Below are 15,134 nucleotides of genomic sequence, written 5' to 3' on the forward strand. Positions count from 1 at the left end.
GTCGGTGGCGGCCGGTACCATCTCCTGAGTGACGATCTCGGGCATCATCCCTGCGCTCTCGCGCGCCTCCGCCTTCGATCGCGTGCTGCGCGCCGCACCGCGCGACGCCGACTTCTCCGTCGTGGAAGGCCTGCGCGTGCCGCTGCTCGGCGCGCTGCTCGCCGAGCGCAACGGTCCGCAGTGCGTCCTCGTCATCACGGCGACCGGGCGTGAGGCCGAGGCGGTCCGCGAAGCGTTCGGCAGCTACGTCCCCGACGCCGACGTGCTCGAGTTCCCGGCGTGGGAGACCCTGCCGCACGAACGCCTCAGCCCGAGTGCCCAGACCGTCGGCACGCGCATCGCGACGCTCCGGAAGCTCGCTGCGTGGCAGGCGGCGGACCCGGCCGAGCGGCGCCAGACCATCGTCGTCGCGAGCGTCCGCGCCGCGCTGCAGCCGATCGCGAGCAACCTGACGTCCCTGGCGCCCGTGGTGCTGCGGACCGACTCGCGGGGCAACGACCTGGCGGCGATCGCGTCCCAGCTGGTGGACCTCGCCTACTCGCGCGTCGACCTCGTCACCCGCCGTGGTGAGTTCGCGGTCCGCGGTGGCATCCTCGACGTCTTCCCACCGACGGCCGACCACCCGGCACGCGTCGACTTCTTCGGCGACGAGATCGAGGCGATCAAGGCGTTCTCCGTCGCCGACCAGCGCACCACCGAGGACGACCTCGGGTCGGTCGAGCTCACCGCCTCGCGCGAACTCCTGCTCAGCGACGACGTCCGGCAACGGGCGCGCGAGATGCTGCACGAGTTCCCGAACCTGTCGCAGATGCTCGCGAAGATCGCCGAGGGCATCCCGGTCGAGGGCATGGAGTCCCTCGCTCCGGCGCTCGTGCAGGACCTCGTGCCGATGACCTCCTACCTGCCGGACGACGCCACCATCGCGGTGTTCTCCCCCGAGCGGGTGAACGGCCGCGCGAACAGCCTCGCCGAGACGAACACCGAGTTCCTGCAGGCGGCCTGGAGCGCAGCGGTCGCCGGTGCCCAGGCCCCGATCGACCTGGACGCCGGCAACTTCCTGACCGTGCAGCAGCTCAAGAACACCCGCGGGCAGCGCACCTGGTGGACGGTGTCGCCGTTCGACTCCGGCCTCGACGAAGGGGACACCGAGCGCGTCCTCACCGACGCCGAGGCCGCTGCCGAGGCCGGCGAGTACATCCGCGTCCGGGCCGAGGCCGTCCCGAGCTTCGCCGGCAGCGCCGACGGGGCGATCGCGCACGTCAAGTCGCTGACCGACGACGGGTGGGCCGTCGTGGTGACCGCGCAGGGCCAGGGCCTCGTCGAGCGTGCGGTGCAGGTGCTCGCCGACGCCGGGGTCGCCGCCCGTGCCGATGCCGTGACCGCGCCGCCCGAGCCCGGCGTCGCCGTCGTGACGACCGCGACCGTCGAGCACGGCTTCGCGATCCCCGACCCCCGCATCGCGGTCCTGAGCGAGGCGGAGTTCTACGGCCGCAGCGTCCAGCAGGGTGCCCGCACCGTCAAGAAGCTCGCGAGCCGGCGCAAGAACGTCGTCGACCCGCTGCAGCTCAAGCCGGGCGACGTCGTCGTGCACGCGACCCACGGCATCGGCAAGTTCGTCGAGCTCGTCAGCCGCGAGGTCTCCAGCGGCGGCCGCAATGCCGTCAAGACGCAGCGTGAGTACCTCGTGCTCGAGTACGCGCCGTCGAAGCGCAACTACCCGGGTGACAAGCTCTTCGTGCCGACCGACCAGCTCGACCAGCTGTCGCGGTACGTCGGCGGCGAGTCCCCGACGCTGTCGAAGATGGGCGGCTCGGACTGGTCCGCCGCCAAGTCGAAGGCTCGCAAGGCCGTCCGCGACATCGCCGTCGACCTGGTCAAGCTGTACTCGGCGCGCATGGCGTCGAAGGGGCACGCGTTCGGTCCGGACACCCCGTGGCAGCGCGAGCTGGAAGAGGCGTTCCCGTTCGCCGAGACCGCCGACCAGCTCACCACGATCGACGAGATCAAGCGCGACATGGAACGCCCGATCCCGATGGACCGCCTGCTCTCCGGCGACGTCGGCTACGGCAAGACCGAGGTCGCGATCCGTGCCGCGTTCAAGGCCGTGCAGGACGGCAAGCAGGTCGTCATGCTCGTCCCGACGACCCTGCTCGTCCGCCAGCACATGGAGACGTTCCAGGAGCGCTTCGCCGGGTTCCCCGTGCACCTGCGCGCCCTGAGCCGGTTCCAGACCGAGAAGGAGTCGAAGGAGACCATCGCCGGGCTCGCCGACGGCACGGTCGACATCGTCATCGCGACCCACCGGATCCTGTCGCAGGGCATCACCTTCAAGGACGTCGGACTCGTCATCATCGACGAGGAACAGCGGTTCGGCGTCGAGCACAAGGACCAGCTCAAGAAGTTCAAGACGAACGTCGACGTCCTGGCGATGTCGGCGACCCCGATCCCGCGCTCGCTCGAGATGGCGGTCACGGGCATCCGCGAGATGTCGACCCTGGCCACCCCGCCCGAGGACCGCCACCCGATCCTGACCTTCGTCGGGCCGCAGTCCGACCTGCAGGTGGCGGCAGCGATCCGCCGTGAGCTGCTGCGCGAGGGCCAGGTGTTCTACGTGCACAACCGCGTGAAGGACATCCAGTCGGTGGCCGCGCACCTGGCCGAGATCGTTCCGGACGCCCGCATCGCCGTGGCCCACGGGCAGATGTCGGAGACCACCCTCGAGCAGGTCATGGTCGACTTCTGGGAGCGCCGCTTCGACGTCCTCGTCTCGACGACGATCATCGAGACGGGCCTGGACATCGCGAACGCGAACACGCTCATCATCGACAAGGCGGACAAGTACGGCCTGTCGCAGCTGCACCAGCTGCGCGGTCGAGTCGGCCGTGGGCGGGAGCGCGGGTACGCGTACTTCCTCTACGACTCCGACAAGCCGCTGTCCGAGACCGCCCAGGACCGCCTCGAGACCATCGCCGCGAACAACGAGCTCGGCGCGGGCATGCAGGTCGCCATGAAGGACCTCGAGATCCGCGGGGCCGGCAACCTGCTCGGCGGGGAGCAGTCCGGCCACATCGCGGGGGTCGGGTTCGACCTGTACCTGCGGATGATCGGCGAGGCGGTGTCGCAGTTCCGTGGCGACGTCGCCGAGGGGCAGACCGAGCTCCGGCTCGAGATCCCCGTCGACGCGCACATCCCCGAGGACTACGTCGAGTCCGAGCGACTCCGGCTCGAGGCGTACCAGAAGCTCTCGGCGGCCTCGGCCCCGACGGCGCAGCCGAACGCGATCGACATGGTGCTCGACGAGCTCACCGACCGCTACGGGCAGCCGCCGCAGGCCGTGCAGACCCTGGTCGAGGTCTCCCGCCTCCGTCGCATGGCGCAGCAGGTCGGACTGTCCGACGTCGTGGTGATGGGCTCGAACCTGCGGGTCGCCGGCAAGGAGCTCGCCGACTCGTCGCAGGTGCGGCTCAAGCGCATGTTCCCGGGGGCGCGCTGGTTCCCGCAGCAGAACGCGACGAGCATCCCGATGCCGCGTCCGCACGACCAGGCGCTGCCGGACGACGCCCTCATCCAGTGGGTGGAGAGCATCCTCACCGCCGTGTACGGGGCGACGACCCCGGCCGAGGCGCCGGCCGCGTAGCCGTCCACGGCGCGCACGCCGTTCGCGACGATCCACGCGTCGAACGACGCGCGCTCTGTCGCGGAACGAGTGCGAACCCCGGCCCGCGAGTCGCTACTCGGTGTCCTCGGCCTCGGACAGCTCGCGGCGCGCCCGGTACGCCCGCGCCCGCAGGGTGACGACGACCGCCGACGCGACGATGGCGATGCCCGAGCCGACGAGCACGGCGAGGACGCCCTCGTCGAGGATCTCCTCGTTGCGGGCGAACGCCAGCTCGTTCATGAGCAGCGACACCGTGAACCCGATGCCGCCGAGCACGCCGACGGTGATGATCGAGAAGAACGACAGCGACGAGCGGCCGGGCGAGCGGAAGATCCGCGTGGCGATCGTGCCGAACAGCGTGATGCCGATCACCTTGCCGACCGGCAGTGCGAGGACGACCGCCCAGAACGTGGGGGAGAGCTCGCTGATGCCGACCGAGGGGATGATGACGGCGGCCGACGCGAACGCGAACACCGGCAGCACGATGGCGTTCGACCACGGCTCGACGTTCTCGTGCAGGGTGTGGCCCGGGCGGCGGGGCAGCACGAGCCCGAGGGCGACGCCGGCGATCGTGGCGTGCACACCGGAGTGGTAGACGAGCCACCAGGTCAGGAGCCCGACCACGACCATCGCCACGATGATGAGCGTCTGCCCGCTGCGCCCCGGACGGAGCATCCGGCCGAGCAGCCAGAACGCCGCGAGGGTGACGACAGCGCCCGCGAGGGCCAGGAAGTCGGTGTCGTGGGCGAACACCACGGCGATGATGATGATCGCGATGAGGTCGTCGAGCACGGCCAGCGCGAGCAGGAACACCCGGATGCCGCTCGGCAGCCCGCGACCGAACATGGCGAGCACCCCGAGCGCGAACGCGATGTCGGTCGCCGTCGGGATCGGCCAACCGTGCGTGTACTGCGTGCCCGCGGTGACGAGCAGGAAGATGCCGGCCGGGACGAGCACGCCGCCGACTGCCGCGATGGCGGGGATGATCGCGGTCTTGGGGTTCGACAGCTCGCCGTCGACGAGTTCCTGCTTCAGCTCGATCGCGACGAGCAGGAAGAAGACCGCGAGCAGACCGTCGCTGATCCAGTGCGCGATCGACAGGTCGAGGCCGAGGGCACCGAGCGGCAGGTGCGCGTCGAGCAGCCGTTCGAGGCCGGGGCCGACCGGCGAGTTCGCCACGACCAGGCCGAGCACGGCGGCGGCGAGGAGCGCGATGGCGCTGAAGCGGGGGGAGCGGACGAGGGACGACATGGATCTCCGTCTCGAGGGGTCGGGTGAGTGTCCGTCGACCAGACTTCCCGACACACCACGGCCAGTCTACGCGGGTGGCACGATGACCAGATGACCGCCGTACCGGACCTCGTGACCGTCGTCGACCGCCTGCTCGCCGAGGACGGCGGGTGCGTCTGGAACCGGGCGCAGACCCACGCCTCGCTCGCGCGCTACGCCGTCGAGGAGTCGTACGAACTCGTCGACGCCATCGACGACGGCGACCCGGACGACGTCCGCGAGGAACTCGGCGACCTGCTCTACCAGGTGGTCCTGCACGCGGGGATCGCCGCCCGCGCGGGGGAGTTCACCCTCGAGGACGTCGCCGCCGGGGTGCGGGACAAGATGACCAGGCGGCACCCGCACGTGTTCGGTGACGAGACGGCGGACACCGTCGAGGACGTCGTGCGGGTCTGGCGTGCGGCCAAGGCGGCCGAGAAGGCGAGCCGACGGAGTGCGTTCGACGGGGTGCCGCGGGCGATGCCGCCGCTGGAGCGCGCGGTGAAGCTGCTGGAACGCCTGGAGGAACGTGGGGACGCCGACGCGGTCGTCGCGTCCGTCGTCGGGGCCGGGGCCGGGGCCGGGGCCGGGTCCGGCTCCGGCGTCGGTTCCGGCGTCGGCCTGGAGGCCCGTGGTGCGTCCGCCGCGCCGGCGGCGGACGACGGCGTGGGGACGGTCGACGCTGAGTGGGGGCGAGTGGTGCTCGGGGAGGTCGCGGCTGCGGCGCGACGCGGGGTGGACCCGGTCGCGAGTCTGCGGGCCGCCGTGTCGGCGCTGGAGGAGGCCGGTCGGGCCGTGGAGTGATCCCTGGTGCGCGACGTCGGTCCGGGCTCGGAGAATCCGGGCAGGGGAGAACGGGCGCCCTCCCAACCCGAAAAAGAGAGGGCGCCCGTGAGCGGGCGTCGGCTCCACCAGGGAGAGGGGCCGACAGGGAAGCCCGCTCGAACCGCGGGACGCACTGCAGCACGTCGCCCCGCGAACGGTCCGGAGCGTGGATCAGGCACGCTCTGGACCGAGGTTCTGCATGCAGTATGCCAGTAGGTCGGCAGGCGCGCAAGTCGAAAGCGCCCGTCTGCCAGAATTGACCGCATGGCAACGACCGTGACGGCACCCCGTGGCATGCGTGACTTCCTCCCGGCGGACAAGGCCCGGCGCGAGCACGTGCTCGGTGTCGTGCGGGACGTCTACTCGCGGCACGGTTTCGACGAGATCGAGACCCCGGTGGTGGAGGACGCTGCGCGGCTGCACTCCGGGCTCGGCGGCGACAACGAGAAGCTGGCGTTCGCGGTGATGAAGCGCGGGCTCACCACGGAGGACCTGCGGGCAGCCGAAGCACCGCTGGACCTCGCCGACCTCGGTCTCCGGTTCGACCTGACGGTCCCGCTGGCCCGGTTCTACGCCTCGCACCGTGCGGAGCTGCCGTCGGTGTTCCGATCCGTGCAGATCGCGCCGGTCTGGCGTGCCGAGCGCCCGCAGAAGGGCCGCTACCGCCAGTTCGTGCAGTGCGACATCGACATCCTGGGAGAGCCCGGGCAGCTCGCCGAGATCGAGCTCATCCGCGCGACGACCGCGGCCCTCGACGCCCTCGGGGTCAGCGGCACGACGATCCGGATCAACGACCGCCGGATCCTGCTGGCGCTCCTCGCGTCTTGGGGGATCACCGAGCCCGCCGCCGCCGACCGCGCGCTCATCACGATCGACAAGCTCGACAAGATCGGTGCGGACGGCGTCGCGGCGGAACTCCGCAGCACCGTGGGCGCCGACCTGCCCGGGCTCGAGGACACCATCCGCGCGCTCGAGGCCGCCGACTGGGCGTCGGTCGAGGGGGCGCCGTGGCTCGACGCCGAGGCCTTCGCCGACCTGCTCCGCCTGCGCGAGGCGCTGCCCGGGGTCGACCTGCGCTTCGACCCGACGCTCGTACGCGGCATGGGCTACTACACGGGCACGATCTTCGAGGTCGCGCACCCCGACTTCGGCTACAGCCTCGGTGGCGGCGGCCGGTACGACGGGATGATCGGCCGGTTCCTCGGGCAGGACGTCCCCGCGGTCGGGTTCTCGCTCGGGTTCGAGCGGCTCGTCGACCTCGTGACCCTCCCGGACTCCGCCGAAGCCGACGCCGTCGTGCTCGTGTACGACAAGGACGTCGACCCGGTCCGGCTCGCCGCGCTGAAGACCGAGGCGCTGGCGTCCCACCGACGCGTCCGGCTCGAGCGCCGCACGAAGAACACGAAGAACCTGCTCGCCGGCCTCGCCGCCCAGGGCTTCACGGCGTTCGCGACCGTCTCGGCGGACACCGCGTCGCTCGAGGGCGTCGAGTTCCGCCCGCTCGACTGAGCACCCAGTCCTCGTTCCAGCACGGACTCGTCCACAGCCCGGCGTCACGGCCGACGTCGTGTTCACCTTCGCTCGCTAGGATCGACACCGCAATCACCACAACCAATGTGTAGGGAGTACCCCGTGGCCCTGATCGATGCCGTAGGCGCACGCGAAGTCCTCGATTCCCGAGGCAACCCGACGGTCGAGGTCGAGGTCCTCCTCGACGACGGCGTCGTGTCCCGCGCGCTCGTCCCGTCCGGTGCATCCACCGGCGCGTTCGAGGCGTACGAGCTGCGCGACGGCGACGCCTCGCGCTACGGCGGCAAGGGCGTGCTCAAGGCCGTCGACGCCGTCCTCGACGAGATCGGCCCGGCGCTCGAGGGCTTCGACGCCACCGACCAGCGCCTCGTCGACGCCGCGCTCATCGAGCTCGACGGCACCGAGAACAAGTCCCGCCTCGGCGCGAACGCGATCCTCGGTGCCTCGCTCGCCGTCGCCCGTGCCGCAGCCGACTCGGTCGACCTGCCGCTCTTCCGCTACCTGGGCGGCCCGAACGCGCACACGCTGCCCGTCCCGCTGATGAACGTCGTCAACGGTGGTGCCCACGCGGACACCAACGTCGACATCCAGGAATTCTTCCTGGTTCCCTACGGCGCCGAGTCCTTCTCCGAGGCACTCCGCTGGGGCGTCGAGACCTACCACGCCCTCAAGGGCGAGCTGAAGAAGCAGGGCCTGGCCACCGGCCTCGGCGACGAGGGCGGCTTCGCGCCGGAGCTCGCGTCGAACCGCGCGGCGCTCGACTTCCTGCTCACCGCGATCGAGAAGGCCGGCTACACGCCCGGTAAGGACATCGCCGTCGGCCTCGACGTCGCGTCCACCGAGTTCTTCTCGGACGGCAAGTACCAGTTCGAGGGCAAGCAGCTCTCGAGCCAGGAGTTCACCTCCTACTTCGCCGAGCTCGTCGCGAACTACCCCCTCGTCACCATCGAGGACCCGCTGGCCGAGGACGACTGGGAAGGCTGGTCGCACCTGACCGCCGAGCTCGGCGACAAGGTCCAAATCGTCGGCGACGACCTGTTCGTCACCAACCCGAAGCGTCTGCAGCGGGGCATCGACGAGAAGGCCGCGAACTCGATCCTCGTCAAGGTCAACCAGATCGGCACGCTCACCGAGACGCTCGACGCGGTCGCGCTCGCGCACCGTCACGGCCTGACCTCGATCCTGTCGCACCGCTCCGGCGAGACCGAGGACACCACGATCGCGGACATCGCGGTCGCGGTCGACGGTGGCCAGATCAAGACCGGCGCCCCGGCCCGCTCGGACCGCGTCGCGAAGTACAACCAGCTGCTCCGCATCGAGGAAGAGCTCGGCGACGCCGCGGTGTACGCCGGGCGCTCGGCCTTCCCGCGCGCCGCGTCGCTGTAGCCGGCCCGGCCAGCAGTACCCGCACCACCGAGACGCCGTCCTCCTCCGCGAGGACGGCGTCTCGTCGTGTGTGCGGCCCCGAAGAGTCGAGCGGTCAGGACGTGCCGCGCGCGCTGCGTCCAGTGGTCACGAGTCGTCGGCTGGCCCGGGCCTGACCGACAGGACGTGACCACCGGACGTGCGTCGGGCGGTGTGTGGTGACCACTCCAGGTGCGGGACTTCAGGGGCGGGCCGAAGCCGTGCCTCCCGGCTGCCTCGATCGGACCCGGACCCGTCCGCCGTCTGCAAGACGCCGTCGTGTCAGGCTGACGCCGCGAAGTCCGTGAGACGCCGCCGAATCCGGAGGCGTCTCGACGAGACGACGGCGTCTTCGGCTGGGCAGAGACGTGACGACGCGAGACGCTGGGAGGGCGCCGAACGGCCGCGTGCCGGGCGGCCGGACCGACCGTGCCGGGTTATCGTCGGACCGTGCCCAGCCAGAAGCCCCGCGTCCGCCGCGTCCCCGTGGCGATGCCCGACGGCAGCACGCCCGCGCAGCCCTGGTACCGCTCGATCCACTTCTCCGGGTTCAGCCTGCTCATGCTCGCGATCATCGTGCTCTTCGTGGTGGTGCTCGCGCCGTCGCTCCGGACGCTCATCCAGCAGCAGGAGCAGATCGCCCAGCAGCAGCAGGAGGTCGCGAGCCAGAAGGCCGACGTCGCGCAGAAGAAGCAGGACGTCGCGCGCTGGGACGACCCGGCGTACATCGAGGCACAGGCCCGCGACCGACTGCTCTACGTGTACCCCGGCGAGGAGAGCTACCTCGTGATGGGCACCGAGGGCGGGGCCGCCGACACGACCCCCACCACCGACTCCGGCACCCCCGTGAGCGCGAAGGTGCAGACGCCCAAGGTCGACTGGGTGCAGGCGATGCTCTCGTCGGTGCTGCAGTCCGGGCTCACCGACGAGCGGGCAGCCGACCTCGTCGCGCCCGACGTCTCCGGGACGGGCGAGAGCAAGTAGTCCCGGACCGCAGGGCGCGGAGCCGTCCGGCCCGACGGTGCGAGGGGTTCCGCTTCTCCGGTAGGCTCACGTTCCCGTGACGACCCCTCCCTTCGACCCGCCCTCCGACCGCGACGTCCAGGTCGTGTCGGCGCAGCTCGGCCGACCGGCACGTGACGTCATCGGGATCGCGGCACGCTGCGTCTGTGGCAACCCCACCGTCGTCTCCACGAAGCCCCGGCTGTCGAACGGCACCCCGTTCCCGACGTTCTACTACCTGTGCCACCCCGCGGCCACCGCTGCGGTCAGCACCCTCGAGGCCAACCAGGTGATGCCCGAGCTGGCAGCCCTGCTCGAGGACCCCGAAGTCGCCGCGCAGTACCGCACGGCCCACGAGTCCTACCTGGCCGATCGCGAGTCGATCGAACACGTCGACGAGATCGACGGCATCAGCGCCGGTGGCATGCCCACCCGCGTGAAGTGCCTGCACGCCCTCGTCGGCCACGCCCTCGCCGCCGGACCCGGCGTCAACCCCATCGGCGACCTCGCGCTCGAGCGCGCGGACTGGTCGCCCTCCCGGTGTGAGTGCCGGGCGTATGATGACGGTGCAGACGCTGGAGTCGGGGCGGGTGGCGGCGAAGTCTGACTCGACTCCCGCACACCCCCATCCAAGGAGATCATCCCCCGTGCCCAAGATCCTCGTCGTCGGCGGCGGTTACGCCGGTTTCTACACCGCATGGAAGCTCGAGAAGCACCTTCGCCAGGGCGAAGCCGAGGTCGTCATGGTGGACCCGCTGCCGTACATGACGTACCAGCCGTTCCTGCCCGAGGTCGCCGCCGGTTCCATCGAGCCGCGTCACGCGGTCGTCGCGCACCGTCGTCACCTCAAGAAGACCCGCGTCGTCACGGCGAAGGTCACCAAGGTCGACCACGCCACCAAGACGGCGACGATCACCCCGACCGAGGGCGAGGCGTGGGAGGAGTCCTACGACCAGATCGTGATGACCGCCGGCGCGGTGTCCCGCACGTTCCCGATCCCGGGCGTCGCGGACGAGGCCATCGGTCTGAAGACCATCGAGGAAGCCGCGTCGATCCGTGACCGCATCCTCAGCAACTTCCACAAGGCGGCGAACCTGCCGGCCGGTCCCGAGCGCGACCGCCTGCTCACCGTCGTCGTCGTCGGTGGCGGCTTCGCCGGCATCGAGGTGTTCGCCGAGCTCCGCTCCTTCGTCACCGACCTGCTGAAGAGCCACCCGCAGCTGTCCTTCGACGACACGCACTTCCACCTGGTCGAGGCGATGGGCCGCATCATGCCCGAGGTCTCGCTCGAGACGTCGCACTGGGTGCTCAAGAACCTCGCCGAGCGGGGCGCGACCGTGCACCTCGAGACCCAGCTGGCCTCGGCCGTGGGTGGCGTCTGCGAGCTCAAGACGAGCGACGGCGCGATCGAGACCATCCCGTCCGACCTCATCATCTGGACCGCCGGTGTCATGGCGAACCCGATGGTCAAGGGCACCGACTTCCCGCTCGAGCAGCGTGGCCGCATCCGCGTGCAGCCCGACCTGCGCGTGGTCGACGACAACGGCGTGATCGCCGACGCATGGGCCTGCGGCGACGTCGCAGCCGTGCCGGACCTGACCGGTGGCGGTGTCGGCGGGTTCTGCGTGCCGAACGCACAGCACGCCGTGCGCCAGGCCAAGCAGCTGGCGAAGAACGTCGTCGCGACCATCCGTGGCGAGGCGACGACCGACTACAAGCACGAGAACCTCGGTGCCGTCGCGGGCCTCGGCCTGGGCACCGGTGTGTTCCAGTCCGGCAAGTTCGCCATGAAGGGCTTCCTGGCCTGGGGCGCGCACCGCGGCTACCACGGCCTGGCCATGCCGTCGTGGGAGCGCAAGTGGCGCGTCATCGGTGACTGGGTCGGTGGCTTCTTCCTGGGCCGCGACATCGTGTCGCTCGACGACCGCGAGACCCCGCGTGCCGCGTTCGAGGCGTTCGCGTCCCGTCCGAAGCCCGCTGCCGAGGCCCCGGCCGCGCCCGCCGCAGCCCCGGCTCCGGAAGAGGGCAAGGTCGCCGGTGCCGCCGGCCCCGTCTACGGCGAGCCCGCGAAGGACGTCTCCAACGCCGCCGAGCCGGTGAAGGCCGAGGCCGACGCCAAGTAGCAACACTCGTCACGAAGGCGGTCACCTGCGAAGGGTGGCCGCCTTCGTGCATCGGTAGGCTGTTGCGGCCCGCCCCCGTGGCCCAATCGGTAGAGGCATGCGACTTAAAATCGCCGAGTTGTGGGTTCGAGTCCCACCGGGGGTACCGACTTCGTGAACCGACACGCGACTTACAATCGCCGAGTTGTGGGTTCGAGTCCCACCGGGGGTACCGAACGCCGCACGCCCAGTAGCATCGACGATCGTGGTCGGACTCGGAAGCGCACTCGCCAACCTGCAGAACGCCATCCGCCGACCGGAGGCCCACGTCGAGGTCGTCGACGGCGAGAGCGTCCCGGTCGGCATGCTCCTCGGCACCCTCGGAGCCCTGCTCCTGGACGCGGGCAGCTCCGTCACCGACGTCCGGTCGGCGCTCGAGAAGGCCCGGGACGCCGCCGGGGTCGGACCGACGCTCGCGATCGGGGTCCTGCCCGCCCTGGTGATGGTGAGCGAGGTCTCGACGGGCGCCGCCACCATCGTCAACGCCGAGGGCGTCGAACTGTCCTCCCGCCAGGCCGCCCGCGCCAACCGCGTCGTGCTCGGGCTCGAGAGCGGCTCCATCGCCCTCGCCGAGATCCCCGCCCGCGTCCGGGCCATCCGCGCCGGGACCGTCCCGCCGCCCGCCCTGCCGTGGATCCTCGGCAACGCCTTGACCTCCGCCGGCCTGGCCGTCGTCTTCCGCTGCCCCTGGTGGGCGATCGTGCTGGCGCTCGTCGTCGGTGGACTGGTGGGCGTGATCGGACTGGTCCTCCGGCGCTTCCGCGAAGCCGTGGCGATCATCCCGTTCCTGGCCGCGTTCGTGTCGACGGCGATCGTCGGCCTGGTCGCCGCGGGCACCGGGTTCGAGCAGGTCCCGCTCTTCGCGGTCTGCGCCCCGGTGGCGGTGTTCGTCCCCGGCGCCCTCATCACCAACGCGTTGCTCGAACTCACCGCCGCGGACATCGTCACCGGGTCGTCGCGGCTGGTGCAGGGGCTCATCATGCTCGGCTTCATGGCCGCCGGCATCGCGTCCGGCAGCGCCCTGACCGGATTGCACGTCGATCCGTCGTCGGCCGCGCTCGTCGGCGAGGTCGCGGGGGTCGGCACGGACCTCGCCGGCTGGGAGTCCGTCCCCGTGTACTGGGTGTCGTGGGTCGCCGTCGTCGTGTTGGCGGTCGGCCTCGGCCTGGTGTTCCGGTCCGGATGGCGCCTGACGCTCGTGTCGGTGGCGGTCATGGTCACCGCGTACGCGGTGGTGAGCACGACGACGCCGCTCTGGGGCAGCGTGGTCGCGACCGGTGCCGCAGCGGCGCTGCTGTTCGTCGCGACCCGTTTGCTGGAGCGGCTCGTGCCGGCGATCCCGGCGACGGTCTCGTTCTTCCCGGCGTTCCTGCTGCTCGTGCCGGGGACGGTCGGGCTGGTGGCGGTCGCCACCTTCGATCCGGAGGCGCTCGCGACCCCGCTCGCGACCTTCGTCAGCCTGTGCATCGGGACGAAGATCGGCGGGCTCCTGCCCGGCCTCTTCGCCCGCAACGCGCCCCGGCGCGCGGTGGACGCGACCAGCTGACGGCCCGGAGGCCCGTGGCGGCGCCGCCACGGGCCTCCAGTCCGTCACCGGCCGGGTATGGGGCCCGCTACGGCTCGATCAGCCGGCCTGCTGCCTGGTCCGCCGCGGCCGTTGCCTTCGCCAGGTAGTGCACCTTCTTGCCGGTGGCGTTGTAGGGGACGTCCGCGACGAAGCGGTACCGCCGTGGGCGCTTGTACCGGGCGAGGCCGGGGTGGGAGCCGGTCCACTCCTCGAGGACGGCGGCGGCCTCGGCGTCGTCGGTCGGCAGCCGGTCGCCGGCGCGGACGACGTACGCCGTGACGACCTCGCCCCACTGCGCGTCCGGCACGCCGACCACGACGGAGTCGGCGACCCCGGGGTGCTCCTGCAGCACGGCCTCGACCTGGACGGGGTGCACGTTCTCGCCACCGGAGATGATCATGTCGTCCTTGCGGCCCACGATCGTCACCCGCTCGTGCTCGTCCCACGTGGCGAGGTCGCCCGGGTAGAACCAACCGTTCGCGAACTTCTCGGCCTCGAGCCCGGGGTTCCGGTACGAGTAGCCGGACTTCACGGTGCGCACGGCGAACTCACCGATGTCGGTGCCGTCCTTCGCCACCGTGTCGGTCGGGTCGGCCAGCCGGTCCTCGTGGACGCGGACGACAGCGACGTCGTCGTCGGTCGACGCGCGGCCGGTGGAGCCGGCGCCGTCCGGGAAGTCCTCGGGGCGCAGGAACGTGTTCCAGAAGGTCTCGGTCGTGCCGTAGCCGTTGAAGATGCGTGGCGAGAGCAGCTCCTGGTAGCGCAGGGCCGCGGCGCGGTCGAGCGGCGCTCCCATCGTCACGATGCCGCTGAGGCTCGACAGGTCCCTCGCCCGACGTTCCTGCGCATCGGCGAGCTGCACCAGGTTCGGTGGTGCTCCGATCAGGAACGTCAGGTGCTCGGACTCGACCAGGTCGAGCACGCGGTCGGCGTCGAAGTGGCGCAACGTGGTGAGCTCGGCGCCGACGTAGAACACCGGGTTCGGGCCGCCGGAGAACAAGCCGCCACGGTGGAACAGCGGCGACATGTTGAGCGTCTTGTCGAACGGGCTGAGCGGGAAGTGCATGACCACGTCGTGCGCGCTGAGCACCTCGACGAGGCTCGGCAGCGGGACGGGCTTCGGGCGACCGGTGGTGCCCGAGGTGTAGAGCCGGGTCGATTCGTCGTAGGTGCTGCGCGGGCCGATCGCCGCGAGTTCCTCGGGGGAGAGGGGCTCGGACGCGAGCAGCTCGGCGAACCGGTCGTGGTCGCCTCCGACCGGGACGACCTGGTCCGGCCGGTGCGGCGACGACCCGAGCGCGGCGGCGATCGCACTCGTCCGCTCGGTGTCGTGCACCAGGACGGCGGGTGCGGAGTCCTCGATGATGAACGCGACCTCGTCCGGGGCGAGCCGGAAGTTCGTCGGCGAGAACACCGCGCCCATGCGGTGGCATGCCAGGTAGAGCATCGCGAACTCGGGTGTGTTGAACAGCTCGACCATCACGATCGATCCCCGTCCGCCGCCGTGCCGGACGAGCCATCCGGCGATCCGGTCGACGGCGTCGCCGAGCTCGGCGTAGGTCCACGAGCGGTCCGTCTCCGGCTCGCGCAGCGCGGGTCGGCCGGCGAAGCGGTGGGTGTTGCGGGCGAAGCCGTTCGCGTAGGTGAAGCTGCCCTCGAACACCTCGCGGAAGCGTGTCGCGTCGTAGTCGGATCGGGTGTCGGTCATCATCGCTCC

10 protein-coding genes and 1 tRNA gene are annotated in these 15,134 nt (G+C 71.1%); 9 read left to right on the forward strand and 2 right to left on the reverse strand.

The genetic code is table 11. The annotated features are described in order from the left end of the window. Nucleotides 1-28: 28 nt before the first annotated feature. Nucleotides 29-3,637 (forward strand): transcription-repair coupling factor, encoded by a 3,609-nt coding sequence (gene mfd, locus DEI85_RS03785; RefSeq protein ID WP_111123403.1) that lies wholly within the window; start codon nt 29-31, stop codon nt 3,635-3,637. Between the two features lie 93 nt (nt 3,638-3,730). On the opposite strand, the gene nhaA is transcribed toward mfd, so the two are convergent. Beyond that, nucleotides 3,731-4,909 (reverse strand): Na+/H+ antiporter NhaA, encoded by a 1,179-nt coding sequence (nhaA, locus tag DEI85_RS03790; RefSeq protein ID WP_111123402.1) that lies wholly within the window; start codon nt 4,907-4,909, stop codon nt 3,731-3,733. A gap of 90 nt (nt 4,910-4,999) precedes the next feature. Here nhaA and DEI85_RS03795 point away from each other — a divergent pair, with 90 nt between their 5' ends. The 8 genes from DEI85_RS03795 to DEI85_RS03830 all read left to right on the forward strand — a co-directional run bounded on the left by DEI85_RS03795 (nt 5,000) and on the right by DEI85_RS03830 (nt 13,396). Continuing rightward, entirely contained in the window at nt 5,000-5,731 is a 732-nt protein-coding gene (locus tag DEI85_RS03795; protein WP_111123401.1) for a MazG family protein, read from the forward strand. Nucleotides 5,732-6,016: 285 nt separating this feature from the next. Further along, on the forward strand, nt 6,017-7,261 hold the full coding sequence (gene hisS / locus DEI85_RS03800) for a histidine--tRNA ligase (RefSeq protein ID WP_111090671.1): 1,245 nt from the start codon (nt 6,017-6,019) through the stop codon (nt 7,259-7,261). A gap of 123 nt (nt 7,262-7,384) precedes the next feature. Beyond that, nucleotides 7,385-8,668, forward strand: a complete 1,284-nt coding sequence (eno, locus tag DEI85_RS03805; protein ID WP_111090670.1) for a phosphopyruvate hydratase — start codon at nt 7,385-7,387, stop codon at nt 8,666-8,668. A gap of 468 nt (nt 8,669-9,136) precedes the next feature. Next, nucleotides 9,137-9,670 (forward strand): FtsB family cell division protein, encoded by a 534-nt coding sequence (locus DEI85_RS03810; protein ID WP_110860721.1) that lies wholly within the window; start codon nt 9,137-9,139, stop codon nt 9,668-9,670. Between the two features lie 76 nt (nt 9,671-9,746). After that, entirely contained in the window at nt 9,747-10,295 is a 549-nt protein-coding gene (locus DEI85_RS03815) for a DUF501 domain-containing protein (protein WP_110860719.1), read from the forward strand. Nucleotides 10,296-10,335: 40 nt separating this feature from the next. Then, nucleotides 10,336-11,811 (forward strand): NAD(P)/FAD-dependent oxidoreductase, encoded by a 1,476-nt coding sequence (locus tag DEI85_RS03820; RefSeq protein ID WP_110860717.1) that lies wholly within the window; start codon nt 10,336-10,338, stop codon nt 11,809-11,811. Nucleotides 11,812-11,882: 71 nt separating this feature from the next. Then, nucleotides 11,883-11,956: transfer RNA gene (locus DEI85_RS03825), tRNA-Leu, on the forward strand. Nucleotides 11,957-12,055: 99 nt separating this feature from the next. Next, the gene (locus tag DEI85_RS03830; protein ID WP_111123400.1) at nt 12,056-13,396 is read left to right on the forward strand and encodes a threonine/serine exporter family protein; all 1,341 of its coding nucleotides are present in this window, start codon (nt 12,056-12,058) and stop codon (nt 13,394-13,396) included. Nucleotides 13,397-13,463: 67 nt separating this feature from the next. Here the strand turns inward: DEI85_RS03830 and DEI85_RS03835 are convergent, their stop codons facing one another. Continuing rightward, nucleotides 13,464-15,125 carry a class I adenylate-forming enzyme family protein gene (locus DEI85_RS03835; protein WP_111123426.1) on the reverse strand — a complete coding sequence of 554 codons (1,662 nt, stop codon included), beginning with the start codon at nt 15,123-15,125 and terminating at the stop codon, nt 13,464-13,466. Nucleotides 15,126-15,134 lie beyond the last annotated feature (9 nt).

The sequence above is a fragment of the Curtobacterium sp. MCBD17_026 genome (assembly GCF_003234895.2).
GTDB lineage: Bacteria > Actinomycetota > Actinomycetes > Actinomycetales > Microbacteriaceae > Curtobacterium > Curtobacterium flaccumfaciens.